This is a genomic window from Vibrio sp. 10N.222.51.C5, from assembly GCF_041474575.1.
Taxonomy (GTDB): Bacteria; Pseudomonadota; Gammaproteobacteria; order Enterobacterales; family Vibrionaceae; genus Vibrio; species Vibrio crassostreae_C.
Window position 1 is genome coordinate 1 of the sequence record NZ_JBFRUJ010000050.1, and the last position, 26022, is coordinate 26022.

Annotated in this window: 20 protein-coding genes; 9 read left to right on the forward strand and 11 right to left on the reverse strand. The window is 43.6% G+C overall.

Features of this window, described 5'->3' with window-relative positions:
• Window positions 1-347 precede the first annotated feature (347 nt).
• From AB4558_RS15870 to fabV, 3 genes are all read left to right on the forward strand, one after another.
• Complete coding sequence (locus AB4558_RS15870; RefSeq protein ID WP_017065403.1) at window positions 348-977, forward strand: TetR/AcrR family transcriptional regulator; 630 nt, start codon at window positions 348-350, stop codon at window positions 975-977.
• 55 nt (window positions 978-1032) lie between these two features.
• On the forward strand, window positions 1033-3315 hold the full coding sequence (locus AB4558_RS15875) for an acyl-CoA dehydrogenase (protein WP_017071963.1): 2283 nt from the start codon (window positions 1033-1035) through the stop codon (window positions 3313-3315).
• A gap of 210 nt (window positions 3316-3525) precedes the next feature.
• On the forward strand, window positions 3526-4728 hold the full coding sequence (gene fabV, locus AB4558_RS15880) for an enoyl-ACP reductase FabV (RefSeq protein ID WP_017065406.1): 1203 nt from the start codon (window positions 3526-3528) through the stop codon (window positions 4726-4728).
• A gap of 306 nt (window positions 4729-5034) precedes the next feature.
• Here the strand turns inward: fabV and AB4558_RS15885 are convergent, their stop codons facing one another.
• Both AB4558_RS15885 and AB4558_RS15890 read right to left on the reverse strand, forming a co-directional pair.
• On the reverse strand, window positions 5035-6717 hold the full coding sequence (locus tag AB4558_RS15885) for an aspartate:alanine antiporter (protein ID WP_017060395.1): 1683 nt from the start codon (window positions 6715-6717) through the stop codon (window positions 5035-5037).
• Window positions 6718-6966: 249 nt separating this feature from the next.
• Window positions 6967-7230, reverse strand: coding sequence for a GrxA family glutaredoxin (locus tag AB4558_RS15890; RefSeq protein WP_009847069.1), 264 nt, complete (start codon window positions 7228-7230; stop codon window positions 6967-6969).
• 406 nt (window positions 7231-7636) lie between these two features.
• Here AB4558_RS15890 and AB4558_RS15895 point away from each other — a divergent pair, with 406 nt between their 5' ends.
• Window positions 7637-8929 (forward strand): iron-containing alcohol dehydrogenase, encoded by a 1293-nt coding sequence (locus AB4558_RS15895; RefSeq protein ID WP_017060396.1) that lies wholly within the window; start codon window positions 7637-7639, stop codon window positions 8927-8929.
• 124 nt (window positions 8930-9053) lie between these two features.
• On the opposite strand, the gene AB4558_RS15900 is transcribed toward AB4558_RS15895, so the two are convergent.
• The 5 genes from AB4558_RS15900 to AB4558_RS15920 form a co-directional block, all read right to left on the reverse strand.
• Window positions 9054-9908 carry a MurR/RpiR family transcriptional regulator gene (locus tag AB4558_RS15900; RefSeq protein ID WP_004734686.1) on the reverse strand — a complete coding sequence of 285 codons (855 nt, stop codon included), beginning with the start codon at window positions 9906-9908 and terminating at the stop codon, window positions 9054-9056.
• Between the two features lie 359 nt (window positions 9909-10267).
• Window positions 10268-11911, reverse strand: coding sequence for a pyridoxal-dependent aspartate 1-decarboxylase PanP (panP, locus tag AB4558_RS15905; protein WP_372074212.1), 1644 nt, complete (start codon window positions 11909-11911; stop codon window positions 10268-10270).
• A 118-nt stretch (window positions 11912-12029) separates the two neighbouring features.
• Window positions 12030-12557 carry a hypothetical protein gene (locus tag AB4558_RS15910; RefSeq protein ID WP_017065407.1) on the reverse strand — a complete coding sequence of 176 codons (528 nt, stop codon included), beginning with the start codon at window positions 12555-12557 and terminating at the stop codon, window positions 12030-12032.
• Window positions 12558-12731: 174 nt separating this feature from the next.
• Window positions 12732-13637, reverse strand: coding sequence for a lysine exporter LysO family protein (locus tag AB4558_RS15915; RefSeq protein ID WP_017071961.1), 906 nt, complete (start codon window positions 13635-13637; stop codon window positions 12732-12734).
• A 54-nt stretch (window positions 13638-13691) separates the two neighbouring features.
• Entirely contained in the window at window positions 13692-14612 is a 921-nt protein-coding gene (locus AB4558_RS15920) for an HDOD domain-containing protein (RefSeq protein WP_017066065.1), read from the reverse strand.
• 358 nt (window positions 14613-14970) lie between these two features.
• On the opposite strand from AB4558_RS15920, the gene AB4558_RS15925 reads away from it, so the two are divergent.
• On the forward strand, window positions 14971-15552 hold the full coding sequence (locus tag AB4558_RS15925; RefSeq protein WP_017060401.1) for a TfoX/Sxy family DNA transformation protein: 582 nt from the start codon (window positions 14971-14973) through the stop codon (window positions 15550-15552).
• A gap of 161 nt (window positions 15553-15713) precedes the next feature.
• Here the strand turns inward: AB4558_RS15925 and AB4558_RS15930 are convergent, their stop codons facing one another.
• The 3 genes from AB4558_RS15930 to AB4558_RS15940 form a co-directional block, all read right to left on the reverse strand.
• The gene (locus AB4558_RS15930; protein WP_017065409.1) at window positions 15714-16256 is read right to left on the reverse strand and encodes a hypothetical protein; all 543 of its coding nucleotides are present in this window, start codon (window positions 16254-16256) and stop codon (window positions 15714-15716) included.
• Between the two features lie 286 nt (window positions 16257-16542).
• Window positions 16543-17040, reverse strand: a complete 498-nt coding sequence (locus tag AB4558_RS15935) for a response regulator (RefSeq protein ID WP_017065410.1) — start codon at window positions 17038-17040, stop codon at window positions 16543-16545.
• Complete coding sequence (locus AB4558_RS15940; RefSeq protein WP_017060404.1) at window positions 17033-18976, reverse strand: ATP-binding protein; 1944 nt, start codon at window positions 18974-18976, stop codon at window positions 17033-17035. Before AB4558_RS15940 ends, AB4558_RS15935 begins: the two co-directional genes overlap by 8 nt.
• A 183-nt stretch (window positions 18977-19159) precedes the next feature.
• Between AB4558_RS15940 and AB4558_RS15945 the strand changes: the two genes are divergently transcribed.
• The 4 genes from AB4558_RS15945 to AB4558_RS15960 all read left to right on the forward strand — a co-directional run bounded on the left by AB4558_RS15945 (window position 19160) and on the right by AB4558_RS15960 (window position 25090).
• Window positions 19160-20422, forward strand: coding sequence for a DUF945 family protein (locus AB4558_RS15945; protein WP_372158927.1), 1263 nt, complete (start codon window positions 19160-19162; stop codon window positions 20420-20422).
• A 163-nt stretch (window positions 20423-20585) separates the two neighbouring features.
• A complete protein-coding gene (serC, locus tag AB4558_RS15950) occupies window positions 20586-21680 on the forward strand; it encodes a 3-phosphoserine/phosphohydroxythreonine transaminase (RefSeq protein WP_372158928.1) in 1095 nt (364 codons plus the stop codon).
• Between the two features lie 351 nt (window positions 21681-22031).
• Window positions 22032-23180 (forward strand): extracellular solute-binding protein, encoded by a 1149-nt coding sequence (locus tag AB4558_RS15955; protein WP_372055821.1) that lies wholly within the window; start codon window positions 22032-22034, stop codon window positions 23178-23180.
• 20 nt (window positions 23181-23200) lie between these two features.
• Window positions 23201-25090, forward strand: a complete 1890-nt coding sequence (locus AB4558_RS15960; RefSeq protein WP_229647311.1) for a GGDEF domain-containing protein — start codon at window positions 23201-23203, stop codon at window positions 25088-25090.
• 211 nt (window positions 25091-25301) lie between these two features.
• Here the strand turns inward: AB4558_RS15960 and AB4558_RS15965 are convergent, their stop codons facing one another.
• Window positions 25302-26018: a 3'-5' exonuclease gene (locus AB4558_RS15965; protein ID WP_017060409.1), complete on the reverse strand. Its 717-nt coding sequence runs from the start codon at window positions 26016-26018 to the stop codon at window positions 25302-25304.
• Between the last annotated feature and the right edge of the window lie 4 nt (window positions 26019-26022).

Consider the following 26022-nt stretch of genomic DNA (forward strand, 5'->3'; position numbering starts at 1 on the left):
CGATGAACCAAAAAAAAGCCCAAACCAACGTGGTTTGGGCGGATACAAGTATAGGAGTTAATAAGGAAAATGCAGTAATTAAGAAAGCAGTGAGAAGAACAAGTTTGACGGCCTGTTAAACTTCTAAATACGCTGTTTTCTATATAATTTATGACCCACCATTTCCATTTCAGTTCCAAGAAAATTCATTATTTTTTTCTTTTTTTGTAAACACACAGCGATTCAATCGGTTAGTGCTGAGTTTTATTAACTGGTACGACCAATTTGTGAAAATGTGATGTTGCTTGCTTGTTAAATAAATGTACTAAGCGTATATTTCAAACAGTTGTTTAATACGAGTGATTGAAATGGCACCAAGAAGTACAACCAAAGACAAAATCTTAGATGTGGCTGAAGGCTTATTTGCTGAGCACGGTTTTAATGACACTTCTTTACGCACGATTACGAGTAAAGCGAATGTCAACTTAGCTTCAGTGAACTATCACTTTGGCGATAAGAAGACTCTGGTTCGTGCGGTACTCAATCGTTACTTAGAAGCATTTATGCCAGCACTGCAAGATGCATTAGTGAACTTAAACTTGAACGAAACGTATTCTATGAGTGACGTGTTTGAGTCGTTGAGACAGCCACTAAGAGCACTTAATGATGTTAGGCCAAATGGTACAAGCCGGTTCATGTTACTTATCGGCAGAGGCTATACAGATGTGCAAGGACACTTGCGTTGGTTCATTACTACCCGTTATAGCGAAGTACTTTCTTTGTTTACAACGTCAGTAATGAAGGCGAATCCGAACCTCACTCAAGAACAGTTATTTTGGCGATTACACTTCACCCTAGGGACTTGTGTATTCACCATGGCATCAAGTCAGGCTCTGGTAGAAATTGCAGAGAATGACTATGACAGAAAGATAGATGCTAAGGCAGTGGTCGATATTCTTATTCCATATTTAGCCGCTGGCATGTCAGCAGAAGAATAAAACAATAAAAAGCGAAACATTCACAACCAATATAGTGAACAAAAGGATCTGAACTATGAGCTCTCTAAGACAAAAATGGGTAAGTGACCCAGCTTTTAAACTCTTTAAAAAAGTACTACCACCACTATCTAGCACCGAGAAAGAAGCGATGGAAGCGGGTAGCGTGTGGTGGGACGGAGAGCTGTTTTCTGGTAAACCAGATTTCACTAAGCTGCATCAATACCCAAAACCTCAGCTGACAGCAGAAGAGCAATCGTTCATGGATAATGAGCTTGAAACCTTGCTCGCTATGCTTGATGACCACCAAATTGTAAAAGAAGATCGAGACCTTCCTGAAGAGGTGTGGAACTTCTTACGCAAAGAGCGTTTCTTTTCGCTAATTATTGCGAAAGAGTATGGCGGTCGTGAATTCTCAGCACACGCTAACTCAACTATCGTAACTAAGATTGCGACTCGCAGTATCAGTACTGCGGTTTCGGTAATGGTTCCAAACTCTCTTGGTCCTGGTGAGCTGCTGTCTCACTACGGCACTCAAGACCAAAAAGACTACTGGCTACCTCGTCTTGCTGACGGTACAGATATCCCATGTTTCGCACTAACAGGCCCAGAAGCGGGTTCTGATGCGGGTGGTATCCCTGATGTCGGTACTGTGTGCATGGGCATGCACGAAGGTAAAGAGACGCTAGGTATCAAGCTTAACTGGAACAAACGCTACATTACACTAGCACCAGTTGCGACGGTACTTGGTCTGGCTTTCAAACTGCACGATCCAGAAAAGCTACTGGGTGACAAAGAAGACATTGGCATCACTTGTGCGCTAATCCCGGCTGACCACGAAGGTGTTGTGATTGGTGAGCGTCATGACCCACTTGGTCTTGCGTTTATGAATGGTCCAACACGCGGTCACGATGTATTTATTCCTATGGAATGGTTAATCGGTGGTGCCGATTACGCAGGTAAAGGCTGGCGTATGCTGGTGGAATGTCTGTCTGCAGGTCGTGGTATCTCATTACCCGCACTTGGCACGGCGATGGGCCACCTAACGGCGAAAACGACCGGCGCATACGCTTATGTTCGTAAGCAGTTCGGTATGTCGATTGGTAAGTTTGAAGGAGTTGCAGAGAGTTTAGGTCGTATTGGTGGCTTAACGTATCTACTAGAAGCGACTCGTACACTAACAACTACTTCACTCGATATGAAAGAGAAGCCGGGTATCGTTACGGCTATCGCGAAATATCACATGACAGAAATGGCGCGTACTATCCTGAATGATTCAATGGATATCCACTCTGGTCGTGCAATTCAAGATGGTCCAATGAACTACTTAGCTGCGCCTTACCTAGGTATTCCAGTTGCTATCACAGTAGAAGGTGCGAACATCTTAACTCGCAACCTGATGATCTTCGGTCAAGGTGCGACACGTTGTCACCCATACGTGCTAAGCGAAATGGAAGCGGCAGCAAACCCAGATGAGAAGCAAGGTGCGAAGGATTTCGATAACTTGTTGTTCAAGCATATCTCTCACGCAACTAAGAACACGTTTGGTGCGTTCGGTGCGGCATTGACAGGCTCTAAGTTCATTAAAGCTGATATGAGCGGTCCAACGAAGCCTTACTACCAAGACTTAACTCGCTTGAGCCGTGCGCTTGCAGTGAGTGCGGATTTCGCAATGCTTACACTAGGTGGCGAACTGAAACGTAAAGAGCTTATCTCTGCACGTCTAGGTGATGGTCTAAGTTACCTATACATGGCGTCTGCAGCGCTTAAGAAGTATGAAGATGAAGGTCGTCAACAAGCTGACCTAGACTACGTACACTACGCGGTTCAACACTGTTTCCATAACGCGGCTAAATCGCTACAAGAAGCGTACAGAAACTTCCCGAACAAGATGGTAGGTAAAGTACTTAAAGGTCTAGTTTTCCCTGTCGGTAACCACTTTGAAAAACCAAGTGATAATCTAACGGTACAACTGGCAGAAAGCTTGATGACTCCGGGTGCACACCGTGAACGTCTAACTCACCTTTGCTACATAGGCAAAGAAGAAGAGGATAGTGTTGGCCTAATGGAGAATGCGTTCAATGCGATGTACAGCATCAAGCCTCTCGAACGTAAGATCTTCAAAGCAGTGAAAGAGGGCAAAGTGGCTCGTAAAGGTCTATTGCAAGATAAACTTGCTCAAGCACTGGCGGCAGATGTTCTTACTCAAGACGAAGTTGACCAAATCATTGCAGCAGACAAACTTCGCTACGCAGCGATTCAAGTTGACCACTTCAGTCATGATTACAGTGAAACTTTGACGCGAAAAGAGTTAAAACCTAAGCTAAATAGCGTTGCTTAGATAAAGAAATGACAAAAGGCACCTTATTAGGTGCCTTTTTTTGTTTTTGTCGTAGAAGTTGCAATAGAGGCGTTAACAAATGGTGACTTAGTCAGCAAATATTCACTGAGTGCTCCAACCACTTGCATTTTCGCCACATTTTTACAGAAATTAGATGCCATTTGCGTACGAAACTTTTATCCTTAACCTGATTTTTTAAGGAAGTTGAATATGATCATCAAACCTCGAATTCGCGGATTCATCTGTACTACAACACATCCAGTCGGTTGTGAAGCTAATGTAAAAGAACAAATTGCTTACACAAAAGCTCAAGGCCCAATCGCAAACGCACCTAAACGTGTACTAGTTGTTGGCTCTTCAAGTGGCTACGGCTTGTCTTCACGTATTGCGGCTGCATTTGGTGGCGGCGCTTCAACTATCGGTGTTTTCTTTGAGAAAGCCGGTACTGAGAAAAAGCCTGGCACAGCTGGTTTCTACAACTCAGCAGCGTTCGACAAGTTTGCTAAAGAAGAAGGCCTGTATTCAAAAAGCCTGAACGGCGATGCTTTCTCTAACGAGGCGAAACAGAAAACAATTGACCTGATCAAAGAAGATCTAGGCCAAATCGATATGGTTGTATACTCACTGGCGTCTCCAGTGCGTAAAATGCCAGAGACTGGCGAAGTAATTCGTTCATCTCTAAAGCCTATCGGTGAAACGTACACGTCAACTGCGGTTGATACGAACAAAGACACAATCATCGAAGCAAGCGTAGAGCCTGCAACTGAAGAAGAGATCAAAGACACTGTTACTGTAATGGGCGGTGAAGATTGGGAACTTTGGATCAATGCTCTTTCTGAAGCTGGTGTTCTAGCGGACGGTTGTAAGACGGTTGCTTACAGCTACATCGGTACTGAACTAACGTGGCCAATCTACTGGGATGGCGCACTAGGTAAAGCTAAGATGGATCTAGACCGTGCAGCGACAGCGCTGAACGAGAAGCTAGGCCAAACTGGCGGTACTGCAAACGTTGCTGTTCTTAAGTCTGTAGTGACTCAAGCAAGTTCTGCAATCCCTGTAATGCCTCTTTACATCGCTATGGTGTTCAAGAAGATGCGTGAAGAAGGTATTCACGAAGGTTGTATGGAACAGATCTTCCGTATGTTCAGCCAACGTCTATACAAAGAAGACGGCAGCGCGCCAGAAGTGGATGAAGTGAACCGTCTACGTCTAGATGACCTTGAGCTTCGCGAAGACATTCAAGATCACTGTCGTAACCTATGGCCTCAAATCACAACTGAGAACCTAAAAGAACTGACTGACTACGTAGAGTACAAAGAAGAGTTCTTGAAGCTATTTGGTTTCGGTGTTGAAGGTGTTGATTACGAAGCTGACGTTAACCCAGCTGTTGAATTTGATGTAGCTGACATCTAATTCAAGTTATCGAATCTAAACGAAATAGGCGCTCATTGAGCGCCTATTTTTTTGTCTGCTATTTGGTTCAAGAGATTAAGAGCAGATATGGGATTCGAGTGGCGGGATGCGAAGAGATTTAAGAGCGGATACGGCTACCGCGATTCGAAGGGGGACAAGAGTAGAAATAAGGGATGAAGAGAGTTAAGAGCAGGAGTGGGGAAGAAGGCTTGAACCGCTTAAAACAGGTTATAAAAAATGCACTAACCCAAAGTGAATTAGTGCATTCGAAATATCTAAGCTTGGCTGCTTTTAATGCAGCAGATGCTAGCTAATTATGATGATGAAAGTACCTGCTAAGGTCATCAATATATTGGCTATCGCATAAGTACCCGCATAACCCAGAGCCGGAATCGTTGAGCGAGCGTGGTCATTTACGATGTCCATCGCTGGAGCGCAAGTTCGCGCGCCAATGATTGCACCGAACAACAAAGCTCGGTTCATCTTCAATACGTAAGCGCCAACCAAGTAAGCGAAGAATACTGGCAGCACACTCACTACTAGGGCAATACCTATTACCTGTGGGCCAACTTGGGTTAAGTGCTCAAATATCTTACCACCGGCGCTCAAGCCGATACCGACCATAAAGAACATCAAACCGAGGTCTTTGACCATGTTCAGAGCACCTTGAGGCACATAACCGAAAGTAGGGTGGTTCGCTCGTAGGAAACCAAGCATGATGCCCGATAGAAGCAGGCCAACCGCGTTACCTAGCCCAAACGATACCTGACCGAATGTCATGGTGATCAAACCAAACAAAATACCCAAAATGAAGAAGCTACAGAAGGCCATCAAATCCGCCATTTGGCTGTGGATTGAGATGAAACCAATTTTCTCAGCTAGGCCGTGCACTCGACTCTTTTCACCACTCACCTGTAGGACGTCACCTTTAGAAAGCACGATGTTTAAGTCCATCGGCATTTCAATCTGAGCACGTACTACGCGGTTAAGGAAACAGCCGTATTCAGACAGGTTTAAGTCAGATAGGCGCTTACCTGCGATACTGTCACTCTTAACGACGATCTCTTCTTCCACGATACGCAGATCGAGAAGGTTACGGTCGAAAACTTCTTTACCGTTACGGAAGCTTGGGTCTAGACGAGCGTGGCTATCTGGGAAACCAACCAATGCGATCTCATCGCCTTCTTGCAGAATTGCATCACCATCTGGATGGGCAAGAATACCATTACGTCGAATACGCTCGATGTAACAGCCTGTTTGGCGATAGATGCCCAGTTCACGCAGATTCTTACCGTCAGTCCAAGAGATGAGCTCTGGTCCCACTCGATAAGCACGAATAATGGGCAAGTAAACCTTACGCTGACCTGAAGCGCCTAACCCACGTTCTTGGGCGATTTGCTCTGCCGAGTCGTGTAGGTTCACTTTTTGAAGTTTTGGAATCAAGCGAGCAAACATAATCATACTGATTAAGCCAACCAAGTAAGCCATCGCGTAACCGACTGAAAGGTTTTCGATAATCAGGCTCAAGTCCATGTTTCTTGGTAATTCTGCAAGCCCAGAATTCAGAGCATCTTGAGCACCTACCAATATCGGCGTTGCTGTTAAGGCACCTGCCATCATGCCTGCAGATAAACCAAAGCCTAGGCCAAGGTAATGACTACTGAAATAGGTTAGGGCAATTGCGGTAGAAAGTACCACAAGGCTCAGAATGAGGTAGTGCTTACCGTCTCTGAAGAAGATACCGAAGAAGTTTGGTCCAGCTTCAATGCCAACACAGTAGATGAACAGCATGAAACCAATGGTGAGCGCATCTGCGTTAAAAGAAAAGCCAAGATGTCCCATGATAAGGGAAGTAATCAAAACACCGATTGAATTACCAAGTTGGAGGCTACCGAAACGAATTTTACCAATGGCTAATCCAATCGATAAAACAACAAAGATGAGGAGAATGGGGTTTTGTTCTAACAGAAAAACAACGTCGATATTCACGGTGGTCGCTCAATAATTGGCGTGGAACACAGGGTAAGTTTGAGAGGTGAATTGTATCTAAATATAAATAAATTATAAGCAATATTTTGTTAATTTACTTGATTTTGACCTTATTCTTATTCCGTATGAAAACTGGTCATAAAAAAGCCCGCTACAGTGAGCGGGCTTTCTATAAATCGTACAGTCTAACGCCTAAATGGGTCAGCTGTTTAAGGCTTTAGCCCTGATTCTCGTTTGAGAAATCCTAGCTTAGTCGAAAAGACCTAGGTTTTCTTTTGCGTATGCTTCAAATTCTGTGCAGCCGCCGATGTGGTCTTGGTCGATGAAGATTTGTGGAACTGTATCGACAGGTTTACCAACAGTCTTCTCTAGATCAGCTTTGCTGATACCTTCAGCGTGGATGTCAACGTAACGGTAGTTGAAGTCATCGCGTTTAGCTTTAAGAGTTTCAGCATGCTCTTTTGCACGAACACAGAATGGGCAAGCAGGGCGACCAAAAATAACTACAAACATTTAATTTCTCCTAAATACGGGATGAGGCTCGTTAACTCGATTATGTTAACTATTCTTTAGTGAATGCCACTCAAAATTTCATAAAACCAACTATGCCTCAATGCCATGGGGAAATAAAGATGGAATTACCTCTTAATACAATAGGTTTTGTCTATCAGAGCAAATAATGGTCACAAAAAGGATCCATGCTGATTTCTGATGGGTATTCAGATTGATTACCCTTAATTTAAGAGTGTGAATTACCCCTAAGAATACGACATTAATCCATCTTTAATGCGACAAGTTGCACCTCGTCAAAAAAAGCGCATACAGAACGAGGCATCTTAATACTGATGCACTATATAAAGGCTAAATTCCAATAACCAAGAGTTCGCAGTTTTGTTCGGTCATAGGCGCAGGAGGCACCATGTTTCAATTTATGACATCTACAAAGATCATCTTTGGTGATGGAGCACTTTCCGCTTCATTGTCTCTCTTTAATCAATATGGCTACAGCGTGCTATTGGTTACAGGCAATACATTAGAGCGCACTTCAATTGTTACTGACTATCTTGATGCGCAGAGTATGCGTTATCAGCACATTGCCGTTTCCGGTGAACCTAATATCAAAATGGTTGAAGAGGCGGCTATTTCTGCTCGTCGATTTAAGCCAGATATGGTTGTCGCCATGGGGGGCGGTAGCGCCATCGATATGGGCAAAGCGTTGGCTGCGGTTTTACCTAATCAAGGCAATTTATATGACTATGTTGAAGTGGTCGGGCGTAATGTTCCTCTTAAAACCAAACCACTTCCGTTTATCGCAATTCCAACCACAGCGAGTACCGGCGCCGAGGTCACTAAAAACGCGGTGCTGAAATCAGGCCAAGACCAAGTAAAAATCAGCCTGAGAAGCCCAGACATGCTGGCCGACGTTGCGATTGTCGACCCAACCCTAACTCATGGAACCAATCTATATCTATCTGGGCGAGGTGCGATGGATGCCTTTACTCATCTAATGGAAGCCTACGTGTGTGGTGAACCGAATCCGTTAACCGATATGATTTGTGAAGAAGGGCTGCGTAAGTTGAGTGGTTCTGTGGTTAAAGCGTGTGTTTATGATGAGCCTCAAGCGCGTTCTGATCTTGCTTTCGCTTCTATGCTCGGTGGTATGGCGATAACTAATGCCAAGCTTGGCGCAGCCCATGGTTTAGCCTCCGCACTAGGAGGTAAGATTTCTGCGCCTCATAGTGTGATTACCGCGCGTTTAGCGCCGTTTGTGATGTTGGAGAACATAGCCGTTGCAAAAGAGCAGCAAAGAAGCGACATCCTAGCGCGTTATCAGCGAATCGCTCAGATAGTAACAGGTAACGTAGAAGCAATAGAAGAGGAGGCAATTTCTTGGTTATCGGAAGTGCTTGATACGCTTAAGTTACCCAACTTGTTGGAATTTGGTGTCTGTGAAGCCCAGTTTGATGAGGTGTCTGCCGACGCGCTCAAATCAGTGGCGATTAAAGGAAACCCTTTGCCGCTTAACCAAGAGAGGCTCGTGCATATTTTGAAGCAAGTATGCGAGAAGTGCAGTTGTAGAGAAGGGCATCATGAGGGAGCTTCAATGAATCAAATTGGGCAAGAGCCAGCTGTCGAGTCGAGCTTTACCATTATCAATTCTTATGCGTCCGAAAACAGCGTGGTTGAGAAGGGCAATAGTTGGACTATCTAACGGTCTTAAACTTGTTCGTTGTATAAGTCATTTTATACAGACAAATAAAAACGGAGCTCTAGGCTCCGTTTTTTTAATTCAACTTGTTCTCTGGTCATCTGTTTTCAGTTCATGACTAAGCAGATTAGAACTGAGAGTACTTCTCGTAACGTGAATCACGAAGTGACTCTTTGACGCGCTTTAGGTTCTCTCTGAAACCAGAACCACGACGTAGCGTAAAGCCTGTCGCTAGCACATCGATAACCGTCATCTGAACAACGCGACTTGCCATTGGCATGTAAACGTCAGTGTCTTCTGGAACATCCAGAGAAATAGACAACGAGCTCGCTTTATCCAGTGGAGAATCTTTTGCTGTGATAGCAATAACTGTCGCACCGTTTTCACGCGCTAAGTTTGCAATCTCAACTTGGCTTTTAGTGCGGCCAGTATGAGAGATAAGAACAATAACGTCGTTATCACTGCAGTTAATGCAGCTCATTCGTTGCATCACGATGTCTTCGAAACATGTGATTGGGATATTAAAACGAATAAACTTGTTTTGAGCATCTTTGGCGACAGCAGAAGAGGCACCCAGTCCGAAGAACGAAATGCGTTTTGCTTGAGTCAGCAAGTCAACAGCACGGTTTACTTGCATCGCGTCTAGACTGTTTTTAGCAACGTCTAGACAAGCCATAGTTGATTCGAAAATCTTATGCGTATAAGCATCTGGACCATCATCTTCTTCAACATTACGGTTCACGTAAGGTGTACCGTTTGCCAAGCTTTGAGCTAGGTGAAGTTTGAAGTCAGGGAAGCCCTTTGTGTCTAATCGACGACAGAAGCGGTTAACTGTAGGCTCACTCACGTCAGCCATTTTAGCTAAGGTAGCAATGCTAGAATGAATTGCAGTTTGAGGGGAAGCCATAATTACTTCGGCTACCTTGCGCTCAGACTTGCTGAAATTTTCCAGGTTTTTTTGTATTTTTTCTAATGTATTCATAGTGTTCACAAGGGTATAGAGAACAACTTGCTAGTTAATATCTTTTACCAGGGGGTATGGCTGAAGCAAATATCAGTAAACACAAAGCCGATGTATATTCGGTTTCGTAAATACTGCTGCGTCAAATAGATATCAAGCTAACTAGCACCATAGAGTCAGTATAAACCCAACATACTATTTACTAATACAAAAACAGGGCATGAATGCTTAAGAATATGACAAACCTCAACAAAATTTTAGAAAACTACAGAATTGGAAGAGAGTTTGAGCAAAAAGAATGCAAAATGAGTATGAACTGACAGCTTAGTTACATCAAAAAGAAAGAAATTTTCAGTTTTGATGCAACTAAAATTGAATGACTATGCGTTGATTTGCGTAACCAGTTTGTTGATTTTGCCCATCAAGTTTGGTGCTAGTTTAGAGATCTCACGCTGTTCTTCAAGCACTGACGAAAGAATATCATTGCCTGTTAGTGGGTTTGCTAATACCACGCGGAAAACGATGATTGGCTGATGTACCCATGCTTCAGGGTTTAAGCGTGTACGTGACACGAAAGACTTACCTGTTTCACGCTGCTTCTTCTGGATAAACTTAGTCAGCTCATTGAGCAACTCATTCAGTTCGATACGATGTTCAGGCTCAGCTTTAAGCAGTGCAGCTTTGACTGATTCAGGTACGTAGCGATAAGTCAGTAGGCAAAGCTCAGGTTCTGAAACCAGTTCGAAGTCGCTCTGATCTTTAATTAGGTCGGCAAAGTAGCGTGCTTTGTTAATGCTTTGGTCTATCAGCAGTTCATAACCTGGGCGGCTAATGATGTGCATTGCGGCGTAAACCAGCATTGCCATGCCTGAACGAGAACCTTCTAACGTATGGCTGCCTAAATCTTTTGAGCCCTTACGAAGAATGTATTGAGCATGATGTTCAATCGCTGTCATCGCATCTGGCTTCTTAAACAGAACCATGCCCGCACCCATAGGGATATAAAGCTGTTTGTGCGCATCAATCGTGACTGAATCCGCCAGTTCAATACCATCAAGCAGGTGACGATGATTGTTAGACATCAGAGTCGCACCACCCCAAGCAGCATCAACATGGAAATGACAATCGGATTCGGCACACACCTCAGCAATGTCTCTTAGTGGGTCGATATTCCCGGTTTCGGTTGTACCAGCCACACCAATGACGGCGAAAGGTTTGATCTTGTTCTGCTTGAGCTGCTCGATCTTGAGCTTTAGATCATCAGTACAAATACGGTTGTCGTTATCTGTTTTAACAGACACTAGACCTTCTTGACCAATACCAAGGACATCCGCGGCTTTTTTCAGAGAGTAGTGGCCACGTTCAGAGACTAAGATGGCAAGGCCTTCGTAGTCGTAGTGCTTCATGGCTTTAAACAGGCCTTCTTTTTCTACACCTTTGAACGAACCTTGCGCTTTTAGTGCGTTGTTACGTGCAACCCAGAGCGCTGTAATGTTCGCGATGGTACCGCCAGAACAAAACGCACCTAAAGAGTGGTTTGCGCTGTGCATCCAACGAGAATAAAACTGGTCACTATCTTGATAAATCAGGCGATGTAACATGCCCAGAACTTGACGTTCTAGGGGAGTGAAAGCTTTTGAGGTCTCGATTTTTACTAGATTCTGATTCAACGCAATCATGATTTTTGAAAGCGGCATCAGGAAGTACGGCAACGCAGAGGTCATATGGCCAATAAAACTTGGCGAAGACGTGTGAACCGAATGAGACACAAGAGAATCGAGGAGATGCTCAGTATGTTCAGAAACAAACTCAGGCTGCTCTGGGATATGAGCATTTGAAAAATCTTTCTCAATTTCACGTAGCGGCTTTTCTTCAGCCACAATATGTTCACGTAAGAATTGATTCAGGTTTCGTGAAAGTTTGTCTTCAATTTGAGTGAGTGTTGAATCTGGGCCTTCAGGTACCGTGAAGATACGTAGAAGACTGTCGAAGCTAACATCTGCTGTTTTTTGTTCCGTAACCATAGCAAGCGAGTTATTTTTCTAATATTGACGCGAGCGGGACAATCTAAACGAAAACGGGAACAATGTCCCGTCTTAATTATGAAATCCAACTTCTCAAAAAAGCATATTAAATGCGGGGTTATTTACACTTAATCGCTTCAAGTTTACTGATCGACTGGTTGTAACGCTGCAGCGCTGAGTCGATTTGCTTAGGGTGACTAAGCAGCTCTGCAAAGGCAGAACGTAGTTCGTAGTTTTGAGCGTGAGGCGTTGATTGGCGGTCATCGAATGTTGTTTTCGCGATTTTACCAAGCTCATCATCACGTGTTGATAGCGTTTTAATGTCGTGTTGCTCAAGTTGCAACCAACCTTCTACAGGTTGCTCTGTTGCCACTTTGCTTGAATCGTTCACAAGGTAGTAGTTAACCGCAGCACGATTCAGCTCAAAGTGGTGCTTACGACCTTCTAGGAACCACTCACTCACTTCTGTTAGCTCTGGATATTGCTCAGAGGTTAATGCAGCAAGGTCGGCATACCAATTCAAAGAAGCGTCGATGTACGCATCATATTTTTTTGCTTGGCACTGGTTTGTCTCAGACATTGAATCTGCTGCAAAAGAGAAAGTAGAAGTTGAAGCTAGCAGTAATGCGACGCAAAGGCGTTTCATAGTGGTTCCTTTTGTAAGTTTATTCTTTTTATAACTTTGTCGTTACAGGTTACCGTGATCGTTATTTGTTGAGCAATGACACTTAGTGTCTTTTTATTTCGGTAACTGTATCGGTGTCTTGGGCATTGGTATTCGAGTTGCATTCTAATCTAAAACAAACGCTATTCCTGCGATCTAGTTAGCAAGAGATACAAAGAACAACATCAATATCGGAACAAGCAAGCTGAGGATAAAGCCACTGACGATAGCGATAGGCACACATCTAACGCCGCCTGTTGTTTGAATGACCGGTAAGGTGAAGTCCATCGCAGTCGCACCAGCATAACCAATGGAAGTGCATGGGTAGCTGCGAATTAGCACTGGAATCAGTACCAAGGCAACTAACTCTCTTAACAGCTCAAGCATGAAAGAAGCGCCACCATAGACAGGACCAAAGGCGTCACCCATTAAGATACCAGCCAGAGAGTACCAACCAAATCCAGAAGACATTGCCAAGGCTTTGAACAGAGGGATATCTAGGATGTAAGCCGCGATTACACCACCTAACATTGAGGTGATGATAATGGTGATTGCGATAACCATACCGTGCTTGTTGAGTAAGATCTGACGAAGTGTGAGTCCGCTATTACGCAGCTGAATGCCGATAAAGAATAGAAGAACAAACAGAATCCATTCGCTTGCGGTATCAACCCAATCAAGGCCAATAGGCAGCACTAAGCCAGCGATTAGCCCTGAACCTACCACTAAGATGAGTTTTGCAGATTCCATCGCCATAGAAGAGAGGGGAAGCTTCTTCTTGCTACTGTCGGTTTTGAGTGGCAATAACTTATCAATAGCGGGCAGTGCCATTAGGTTACATACGCTTAAGCAGACAAAGAAAGTGACGGTATATAGAAGGATTGTCTGCAGGTTACTGCCTAGGTTATCGAGGGCGGCTAAGCTTAGTCCCATTAACGCCAGAATCACGTAGATCAACCGCGATGTTGAGCGGTTGATAAATTCTAATGTCTGAGCGTTCGAAATTGCAAAAAGATACCCCACGACGAGTGGCGCAAATATAAAGATCATCCCTGTAAACATGCTTTCCCCATTGCATTTACTTCATATTACACTTACTTGTAATTTAACAGTGACTTAGAAGCCGCTAGTATTGATCACGTCGCTTAGCTTTGCATTAAAATCATGCTTGCTCAAGTTGCTTAATTTATAAAGCACCTCTGCACCTGTCACGTTAAGTTCAACTTCGTGATCATCGATGTTCTCATCCTTGTTTCTGAACATCAGCAGGTGGTTAGCGATTCGAGCGATATCTAAGTAAGAGACTTCACGCTGTTCGTGGTTATTGATGGTATTGCTGCACACATCAATAAAGTCGCTGTCGAAGCCCCAACGGTTAAGCACCAATTTACTGGTAGCAGAACATTGGCCTTGGAAGATTTGTAGAGCGATGTCGTGATCTAGGTAATTGCCATTTTCGAGGTAGAGGTGGTATTCGCTAACCAAACAGAACAAACCAATATCAGCCAGTAATCCAACAAGCAGCGATTTTTCATGCTCAAGGTAACGGTATTCAGTAGGGGAGAGCTCTTTGAAGCTGTTGGTAACAAGCACCATAGTAGCGCCCAGCTCTTTTGATACAGAAGCGCTCTGAACCAATACCTTATTACATTCTTTACTGAGGTTGACTGAGTGTTTGAGTTGCTCAATAGCCTGAGCCGTCACGATGTCACGTACTCTTAATATGCCAAGGCGCGACACCGCCGTCATAATATCAACACAAGTAATATTACGTCGGTTAAAGACGACAGAGTTAGCCACACGAATGACAATAGCAGCGAGGCCTGGGTCTTCGAGTAAGCACTCGGCAACGTCAGCAATCCCAGTTGATTCAAGGGTACAAAGCGATTGAATCTTCAGTACAACGTTAGGGATAGGAGGAAGTGTTATTTTTCCCGCTGAGATAGAATGTCCAACAAGTTGGGCAAACTCTGATTCTAGACCCTTTAAGAGAAGAGTCTTATTTTGAGGTAGCCAGAAAAACGATAAATGATTCATATAAAAAGTAAAAACAGGTCTGTCCTGCCATTTTACAAGCCACGATGCTGCGAGGCAATACTCACCCGTCTACATAACCTTTAATAATTTGAACCGGTGTATCACTAGGTGTCCAAATTCAAGCATGGTTTGATAGTTTACTGTGAAGTCAATCATGAAAAACCGGAATATTCAATAGATTGATGTGAACTAAGTCCAGACTTATTTTTCTTTTCGAAGTATCATTTATTTAAAGGTGGAAAACGAAACCATAATATTCACCTATAGAATAAAAAAATAGATTTAAAATTTTTCGCATAACAAGCTGCTTGTCTGGTGATCAACCTAATCGGGGTAATTTGATTAAGGATCAACGGATATGACCGAGACAGCATTTATTAATTACGTGAATCAATTTGGTGAGCATCAAAAACGTTCTATGTTCGGAGGTATTGGCCTCTTTCAAAATGACGCTATGTTCGCTTTATTGAGTGAAGGTTGTTTATTCATTAGAGGTGGAAAATCACTAGATAAAAAACTGACCGATCTTGATTGTGAAAAGTATCGTCATGTAAAGAAGCAGACAACAGCAACCGTAAACTATTACGACATTACGGATCTGTTTACTTGCGAACATCCTGAATTGGATAGTATTATTCGTACTTCAATCGATAATTCAATTCAGCAGCGTAGCTTCAAGAAATCATCAGCTAGCCGTAGATTAAGAGATCTACCAAACATGCAGCTTACGTTAGAGCGCATGGTTAAAAAGGCGGGTGTGGATGATGTTTCAATGTTTATGCAGTTGGGCGCGCCTGAAGTGTTTAATAAGGTTCGCGAAGCGTACGGAAACGATGTTGACCTAAAACTACTTTGGAAATTTGCGGGTGCAATTGATGGTATTCACTGGAAACTATTACAAGAGCCACGCAAGCAGCAATTACTAAAGAGCTGCCACTAAAGAAGTTTGCCTTATATGCTTAAGATTACTGTTAATAAATAAAAACCGAGGAATGTCCTCGGTTTTTTTGTTTCTGTCTTAGCCGGATTTCTTAAAAGACTAAGTATCAAAAGGCTAAGTGCTCATAGAGAGCTTATTTGCTAGGGCTTGAGCTTTAAGTATTAGTACTTGAAGCGAGCAGTGAACATAAGTTGGTCACCGTAGAAGTCGTTAATACGAGCTTCAGCACCTAAAGAGAAAAGCTCTGTAGAGTGGAAACGCGCGTAAACAGAACCTGTCCAATCATCGTTGTCATCGATAGAAACGTAACCACCTTTACCACCAACTTCTAGTTGTGGACCAAGCCATTGGCGAACACCAATGTTGATTTCCATACCGATATCAGTAGAGCTTGAGTTCTCAGGTTGAACGATACGAGCTAGCATTTCACCTGTTAGGTCTGCCCAGTTGTTTAATGGAGCGTGGAAACCAAGACCTACAGCTGAGTCGTAATCGCTTTCAAATTCTGAATCGATACGTGCTATAGCGTGAGCGTTCGGGTGAATGGACTTACTGAACGCACCACCAAATGTTACTGGGCTAGCACCGATACGTGCTTCAAAGTAATCATAGTTAAAGTTGCTCATTACCTGTGGTTGTTCATCAACAGCTAGTGCTTGACCAGAAGCCAATAGCATAGCGGTAGTAAGTAGAATTTTGCGCATAACGACTGTAAACCTATATTAGTGTTAATTCCTTTGGTTTGAGACAAATCGGCAAACCATAAACATTGAGACAGTTTAATCTAACTCACGGAAAAGTAATCCTTTAAAATGTAAAACCTTACTCATTTAGTTAAAAAACAAGCAAATTAAGGATCAGTATGTAACGGAGATCTCATGTTTAGGGCGAATGAGAAAAATAGACGAGCTAATTATCCAAAATTTGTATACATTCGGAAGGTTTTTATATCGGATGACGCTATTCTCAGTATCCATTAACCAATCAGTGCTATTCACCAAAACTGGTGCGTTTATCCGCCATTGAAGTCAGTATGCGCTCGGTATCTAAGATGGAAGTCCAGTTTAGCAATTGCTTGTCGTTGGCAATGACATAGTCAGTCAATTGTTGAGTAATCGTGTCTCTCAGTTGGTCGCCTTGCCAAGGTTTTGAAATATAGAAATCAAGTGCTGCGTTGTTAATGGCTGTGACGGTATCTTCTAGCCCAGCTTGCCCGGTGAGCAACAGCTTACGCGTTGGTTTAGTAGCGTCGTGTTGGTTGAGTTCGATCAGAAAATCAATGCCGGTTTCTTCTGGCATGATGTGGTCGCATAAGATTAACGCGAGCTTAATACCATCTTGTCCCATTTCTTTGATTACTTGCTTGGCTTCATCGACCGACTCTGCACCTTCAACCAGAAAGTTCTCTTCAAATATCGCCAAGTCCTGAAGGACACTATTGAGAACTTCAGGTTCATCATCGACACATAAAATTAGGTACTTATTCATGAGGTGCTCCTTCTTGTTTGAATGGAAGCCACACTTGCATGTTTGTATGGCTGCCTACCTCTGACTCCACCAAAATAAACCCTTGATGAGCCGAAACGATTTGTTGAGAAATGGATAACCCAATCCCTAAACCAAAGTTGCCTTCTTTTTTAGTCGTGAAATTTGGGTTGAAAATGGTGTTGATGTCTTCTTTGGCAATGCCGTGGCCAGTATCGGAGATTTGCACCACAAGAAACGCGTCGTCGCCTTTTGTCTGTTGAGAAGTGGTGATGGTCACTTTTCCTCGTTCAGATAGGGCATCGAGCGCATTGGAGATAAGGTTGGTCCACACTTGTTGCAGCGAGAGCGACTGGCACAATAAAGGCGGTAAGTCGGTATCGTAATGCTTTTCGAGTTGGTGGTGTTTAAGCCTGTTTTCGAAGATCACTAAGGTATCTTCAAGCCCTTCGTGGATATCTGTGTAGTGGCGAACTTCTTCATCTTCTCTAGCATAGCTTTTTAAGCTTTTGACCATATCGGCAATACGCTTGCTGCACACTTGAATTGAGCGGATAGAGTTTCCAACATAATGGTAATGCTCTAAGTCATTGAGCAGCTCTTTGCCTGCGACAGGGGACGCCTTTAATGTGTTTAGAACCGTAGAGTCTTGGCTTAGGTTTAGTCTCACGGCTTTTTTTGCTAAAGCACGGTCATTAATCGTCGACGTAAGATGCTTTACGAGCTGTCTTTCTTGGGCTGTTGATAGTGGCTTAGCTAACTTTGAATGTGCCAGTACGTCAGTCCCTTTATTGGACTCTGGAACGGATAGGTTTGCCAATATTTGGTCGAGATGGTCTGACAGAGTTTCGATGCTTCTTAATATGGCAGCAATCGGGTTATTCAGCTCATGTGCGACTCCCGCGACTAGCTGCCCGAGCATCGCCATTTTCTCTTTCTCGATCAGTTGTTGATGTGCAGACTCTAATGATTCTAGTGTCTGCTGCAGTTTGATCTTATTGGTGATGCTGCGTTGCAAACGTCGATTAAAATGACGGAGCAATAGATTGGTAAATAAAGGCAGCAGGGTATTGTTTGAATGCATCACCTGAGCAAAGCTATCTTTATCCAGTTTGATAACGCGAGTCTGCGTTAGGGTGATCGCCGTAGAAAACGAAGGCTCGCCTGTTACAAATGACATCCCGCCAACAATGTTCCCTTTGGAGTGACGTACCACTTCCCGCTGTTGCCCAAGTTCATCTTTCTTATAAAGAGCTGCTTCACCCTCAATGATCAGCCATAAAAAGCGATTGTCTTCGCCTTCCACAGTGAGTAGATGCTCGGGGGAATAGTCACGAATGGCCTTAGTTTTGTCATCTTTTGAAAACACATCTTGTAAGGCACTGACGACACGTTCTGCAAGGGCATTATCAGAAAGCTGGTGGTAGTCGTGAATGAAACCCGATTGGAAAGAGTGAATCTTTTGCTCAATGTGCGCTCTGAGTAAGCGTTGTTGATCCAATGCATCGCTGTAAGAGAGCAGGTTTTCTGAGTCGTATTGGATAACAAAAGAGGTCAGCTCTTTTTGCGCTGATTTGAACAGAACCTGATCTTGAACCGGTTTGGTTAAACAGTGGTTGAGCCTACCTTCATTCACAGCGGTTAAAATGGATTGAATGTCTGACGAAGCGCTGACTAATATCGTTCTTGCGGTATTACTATGGGGCAGCTGTTGAAGTTCAATCAGGAATTGCACGCCATTAAATTCAGAATGATGATGAGTGATCACCAAGGCAACGGTTTGGTTGTGATCATGAATATCTTCTAATGCGTGATGTGCGTCTTCTATGTTCTCGGCAGTATAAATATCGAATACAGAAGCCAACGGAGCCAGCTCCGAACGTATTCTTTCAATGCTAACCGGATTATTGTCCAAACAGATAACAGCGTATTGATTCACAGCTCAACCTTAATAGTAGCGACGTCTCTAGCCTAGCAAGAACCGCCGAATAAGGATGAGAGCTAGCCGTTAATTTATTGAGGCAATCGAAGTATCGAGCAATAGACTGATTTAACTCAATGTTTCTTGTTTGCTACTGATGGGGTAGACTAAAAAAAACAGACACGTGTAGAAAGAGAACTCATGGAACAGTTAAGAAAAATTGGTGCAATTGGCGGAGCAATCTCATTGGCACTATGTTGGCCTTTAGCGGTTGGCCAAATTGGACAAAATGCTATTACTGACGGTGTTGCAAAGCTTAACAATTCAAGCATTCAAGCTGAGATCGTGGAATACGATAGAGGTTACTTGTCTTCCAACGTAACCACTCGTTTAACTGTGACGGATGAAAACCTGAAAGAGCAACTTGCGATTGATGGGTTGCCGAGTGAGTTTGTCATAAATAGTGCGGTTAGCCATGGTTTGGTGAGTCTAAATGCACTGTCGACGTTTGAGAATACCGATATTCTGCCTTTAACTCTGACCACTAGTACTGAGCTAAACGGCAACACTGACTTTAACTTTGAGTTAAGCCAGTTCAATCACCAAGGTTCTGATGAGAATGGGACTTCGGTCTCGATCACTAAATCGAATCTTTCTGGCCATGCGACTGTTTTAGGCCAAGTTGATTACGAGCTTTCAATCCCTTCAGTTCAAATTGATTTTGAAACCGGTGAAGAGGTAACGCTGTCTAATCTGAAAGGTGTGGGTTCAGGCCAACAAGCGAAAGGCTACTGGTTAGGTACTCAGAATTTTACTATCGATAGCTTCTTGGTTTCAGATTCTACAATGCAGCCTTTCATGACCATTGAAAATTCTAAGTACGATTTTGAATCACATCTAGATGAAGCAACTAAGCGTCTGCGCAGCAACCTCAAGCTGGATATCGCAAACATCGAGACCAGTGAAGGCCAGTTGAACAACCTAAACGTCGATTTTGAAATGTCGAAGTTGGATAGCGAGTCGTTTGAGAAAATCTTTGAGATTTACCAATCTAATCCTGTGATGACGCAAGAAGACGTTGCAGAGATCATTCCATTTATCGATATCCTGTTTGCTAAAGGTTTCGACCTTTCAATGAACAACATGTCGTTAGAGTTAGGTAAGGGACAGTTCGAATCTAAGTGGTTGGTGAGCGTGCCGGAAGGGACCGAAAACATCAGCAGCAACCCTTCGATGATCATGCCTGCATTAACGGGCAACGTTCACTCTAGCTTCTCAAATGAACTTGTTGAAGAGTATCCATTCATCCGTGAAGGTATCGATGAATTGCTTGTGATGGAAATGATCAAGGAAACAGACAGTGGTTATGAAATCAGCGCTGACTTAGAAAATGGAAACCTAGTGTTCGAAAATGGACAAGAAATTCCATTAATCGCTCTACTTATGCCGGTTTTGGTTCAATAAACAGAGCAGGCGTGAATACTGATAGGGTGATTTAGCAGGTTAAGCTTAAACATTTTATACGGTACAAAACAAAAGAGGTCTTAAGACCTCTTTTGTTGTTTTTATGTTGGGTAAAACATGGTATTACTTGCATAGTTATTATTTAGCAGGAGCAATCATCCCCATGGAACTTACATTAGATAACGTATTCAACTTCAGTGCTGGCCCAGCTGCACTGCCTAAACCGGTAATGAAACAAGCGCAAGCGGACTTTATTGATTGGAATGGTTTAGGGGCTTCCGTGATGGAAATCAGCCATCGCAGCAAGGAATTTATTCAAGTTGCTGACGAGTCCGAACAGGACCTACGTGATCTTCTGAACATCCCAGACAACTACAAAGTTCTTTTCTGTCAGGGGGGCGCTCGTGCTCAATTCGCTGCTGTTCCTCTAAACCTTTTAGGTGATGCGACGAAAGCGACTTACATTGATGCGGGTTACTGGGCAGAAAGTGCAGTGACTGAAGCGAGCAAATATTGCGAAATCGATGTATTCAACGCGAAGACGTCAATTGATGGTAAAGCAGCGGTTGTTCCAGCTAAAGATTGGAAAATTGACCCGGAAGCTGCGTATGTACATTTCTGTCCGAATGAAACCATCGATGGTATTGAAATCAGCGAGCTTCCTCAAACGGATAAGCCAATCGTAGCGGATATGTCATCTAACATTCTGTCTCGTAAGATTGATGTGTCTCAGTACGGTGTTATCTACGCGGGCGCGCAAAAGAATATCGGCCCTGCGGGTATCTGCATTGCAATCGTACGTGATGATCTACTCGAACTCGCAAACGACGTGTTGCCGAGTATTCTGAACTACAAAGTACTTGCTGAAAAAGACTCAATGTTCAACACACCACCAACCTACGCTTGGTACCTATCAGGCCTTGTGTTCAAGTGGCTGAAAGCTCAAGGTGGCGTTGAAGCGATGGAGTTGGTGAACAAAGAGAAAGCAGCGCTGCTTTACGATGTAATCGATAGCTCAGCTTTCTACAAAAACGATGTTCACACTGCAAACCGTTCTAGAATGAACGTGCCGTTCCAACTGGCGAAACCTGAGTTAGATGGCAAGTTCCTAGAATTGGCTGATGCTGCAGGTCTGAAATCACTGAAAGGCCATAGAGCAGTAGGTGGAATGAGAGCTTCACTTTACAACGCAATGTCTCTGGAAGGCGTTCAAGCGCTGGTTAGCTTCATGAAAGATTTCGAAGAGAAATACGCTTAATCGATGATAGGGCTTTGACTGATAAATTGCTTATTTGATTTTTATTGTGTCGAATGCACCGAACGAGATAGATGCCGCTTTTGCGGCATTTTTTTTGTCGTTAATAATAAAGGGTATGGTATGTTGATTTATTGTAAGAACAGTCATCCAGAGATATGACGGATGTATCAGAATGAGCAGACCTTTCTCTTAAAGCGAGAGTATCAACTGTTATTTAGGCACTTTTTACTATATAACGTGTCGCCCAAAGCTAGGTCTCTAATCATGAGCAGTGAGCGATAAGCCGCATCGCCCGGTTTATTGATGGGCGATTAAAATCCAACGTCTAATTTTTACCACAAGGAACCAAGTGTGAGGTTATTGAGTCTATTTGCGATGCTATTTCCGGCCGTTGCTTGTTCGTCCACACTTGAAATATGGGCTGGTATTAATTATGAAACGGCCGATTATGTAAAAGAACATATCGAAGCGATGACTGATCATCGTGTAGAAATTCGTTCGTTTGACGTCAACAGTATTCGTTCTGAACTGCTTGTTGCTGATCCTAGAGACAATACCTTTCCCGACGCCATCTGGGTTCCTTCTGACTTCTTAGGTCTAACTGAATATATCGATTTAGCGACGCTTCCTGATGCTTGGGTCGATACCCAACGCTATGAGAAAAAAGCGCTCGATGCAGTGGTCATCAACGGTGAGCTTAAGGCGTTACCGGTTGGTATTGGAAACCAAGTCGTTCTGTATTCGAGCAAGCCTCAAGCGCAAGTCGTGACATGGGAGAGCCTAATTGAACGCTCTGCTCAGTCCGATCAAGTGAGCGTGCTTTTTCCCAATCCAAACATGTACTTCTATCTAGCTTTCTATCAGCTTTTTTCTGAAGACTTATTATCGTCGAAGAATGTTAATGGTGAAGGGTTAGTTGCTATCTTTGATTTCATCGACATGTTGCAGCAGAAAAAAGTCATCGAATCATCGTGCAGCGATATTTGCGCGAGGCAGAGGTTCATCAATGGGGAAGTCGAGTTTTTGATTGACGGTGATTGGGCGTTCAGCGAACTCGATGCCGCCTTTGGTCGAGATTTGTACATCAATTCGTTGCCGACCTATCGTGGTGAAAGTATGTCTTCATTTAGTGGCGCAAAGGTTTTTGCTGTCACGGAAAAAGGCATGCAAAACCCAGATAAGAAATTGGCTTTGAAAGAAGTCGTTCAATACCTGCAATCAAACAGTTTCACCTCTTTAGCTCACTCGAGTGCCATGGTTTCGCCGTTTTATGAGGTTAATCAACGCCGTGTTGAGGAAGGTAACCAGACACTTTCAAATATGTACGATGAGTTTCAAGCATCGCAAATGATGTCGAGTGACTACAAGATGGCGATCGTTTGGGAGGCATCGGCTCGGGCGTATCAGCGTTACAAGTCAGGGATGCCAAAGAGTGAACTGCATAAATTTTACAATGATTTTGTTCAATATTACTCGGCGAATATGAGGGTAAGAGATTGAAGCTATCATTAAAATACACCATGGGCTTGGTGTTGCTGGCTTGCTCAATGCTTCCTGTTTACCTAGCGGGACAGTTGATTCTCAATAAACAAAACCAAAGTTCTTTAGAGCAAAAAGAAACCAAGCTGGACAACTCTACGACCGGTATTCGTCAAACCGTACAAGAGCAAATTAAGCTGACGGCGAGCCTAACTCAATGGTATTCGCATGACCGATCATTGATTAAAGCGGGTGGTAATATCTTTTTCTCGAGTGTTGTTTGGGACAAGATGGATAGCTTCAATGCGCTAGCGGAGAGTGTGTCCGCGACTTATATTCTGGACCAAAACTGGAAGCCCATTTATGACAGCAAAGGCAGCTTGTACCATTTTGAGCAGAGCCAGTTATTAGAAAGCTTGAAGCGTCCTCAATCGGTTTATGGGCAAGGGAAATTGTTCCACACCGAGTTTACCGAAACTGAAGTGGCGGATAATGCCGCTGCAGGTATCGCTTTTGTCGCGCCGATTTTACCTTATCGTTTGATAGAAGGTTCTACATACACGCCGCAGGGTTATCTTGTGGTTCTTATGGGGTATGACAGACTTAAGACTAAAGTGACGCCTTTCCTTTATCAAAATGAGTCGGTTGAGTTTAACTATATTGATTCAACGGATGCTCAATCTTCTGAACAAAGTGCGAACATTATCTCTATCGACAGCACATTCTTTACCGACAAATTGGTACTGAACGTCAAACATCATATTTCCGACAGTGAGCGTTTATTAGAGATGCAACAAGCTCAGGTGGTCTTTGTCAGAATATTGGTGGCGACGCTTGCCATCTCGATTGTGTTTGCTCTGTTCCTAAGCCGCTGGTTCTCAGGGCAGTTAAACTTGTTGGCTGAATCTGTTACGTCGTATTCGCATAACCAGTCACCGACTCATAGTGTGGATGAACATCGTTTTACAGAGTTCGTCACGCTGAGTCGTTTATTGGAAACCTTGTGGGGTCGCATACAATACCAAGTCCGTGAGCTTACCGAAAGTAACGATAAACTCGAAAGATTTAATGTTCAGCTAGAGGACTTAGTCGAAGAGAAAACCAGCAAGTTAACTAATTCGCTCGCGCGTGAAGAATCCCAGAAGCATCGTATTTTGAAGATCGTTCAGTTTGCATCATCAAGACACGCGGCTGAATATCGGTTGATTCCTCAAATGGTCGATCAAGAGTTAAAGACATTACTTGTTCAACATTCGATTCAGTTTCATTTTAACCGGACTGGCGAGGCTGACCTGATACTCTGTGACTCACAGGGGACGGCGATCGGGTATTTTTGTTCAAGTTCATTTGATGTCCTCAGTGAAGAAGATCTTCTGATTTTTGACATGTACCAAAAACAGTTAGCTGGTTGGCTAGAGCTCGAAAATATTACACGGATTAACATGCCGACTGGCTGTTTGAATCGTAAAGCTTTTAATGAAGATCTCGAATTCAGTAAACGCAGCATTAACGACAATCAAAATCAGATTTCTTTGATCATTATTGATATCAATGGCTTGAAAACGACCAATGATGTTCATGGGCATGAGATCGGGGATGAGCTGATACAGCGCTGCGTAGACGTAATCAGCCACGAATTGACACCTGCCAGTAACCTATACCGTTTGGGTGGAGATGAATTTGCGGTGCTTACCTTAACGTCTGGTGAGTCGAGTTCGCTCAATGTCGCAAAGATGACTGAGCAGTTGTACATTGCTCAGGAGCAACAGGCAATCGAGACTAAAGCGGGTATCTCTATTCCTGTCAGATTCTCGATTGGTGCAGCCTCTAGTGATTCAACAGACGTTGAGCAATTGTTCTCAGTCGCTGATGAGAATATGTATCAGCAAAAGCGTCTTTATTACCAAACGTTGTCTGTGGTTGGGAAGTAATAATGCCAATCACGCTGACAAATAGCGATCACGATTTTCGACGTCCATTAGAGCGGAACTGCTGCGGTGTGACGTTATAATATGTTTAAACGCTTATGGGAAATGCGCTTAGTCGGGCCAACCGTTGCTTAAACACAGACGATAAAAATGAAAAAGCCCACCAATGGAAAGTTGATGGGCTTTGTGTTTGTATTTAGCTTACGTAACTCAGCTAGAGCCAGAAACTCTTCAGAGGCATCTCAGAGTCAAAGTGATGAGCAATTTGCGCTTGGAGTAGCTCAGCGGTCGCAATAGCGTCAGTTAATGCATGATGCGGCGTGTAGTCGGGCAGATGGTATCGACGACGACTCTGACCCAGTCTCACTGAAGCTGGCTTCTTACCTTTCAGCTTATTCCACAAGCCGCCAGCCAGTTTATTTTGGATCTGAGATTCAATCTCCAGCGTGTCGAGGACTGGGAACTCAATGCCTTCACCGAGTCGCACTTTCAATGCATTGTCCAAAAAGTCACGTTCGATACGACGATAGTGAACCACAGGGATATGCCCCGCCATTGATTCTAAGATCTCGCCCAACACTTCGCTAAGGTCTGGCGCATCAATGATGTCATTGTGAGTGATGCCATGAATCACGACAGACTCTTCTTCTAACTTCTGTTTTGGTCTCAGCGTCCAGTGTTTGGCTTGTCGCAAGTAGATGCGATTGAGCGTAAATGGCACTAAACCAATGGTAATGATGCCGTCTTTGTTTGGGTTTAACCCCGTTGTCTCAAAGTCGACAGCCAAAAACATCACTTCTGAAAGTGGCGTATCAGGCGCAGGAAGAGGCTGGCTATAAAAGTGCTTTAAGCGCTCGTCTCTCGCTCGTTCAAGCTTCTGAGCAAACTTAAATGGCCAATCGACCGCAGGTGATCTGAATAGTTTGTTCATAGGC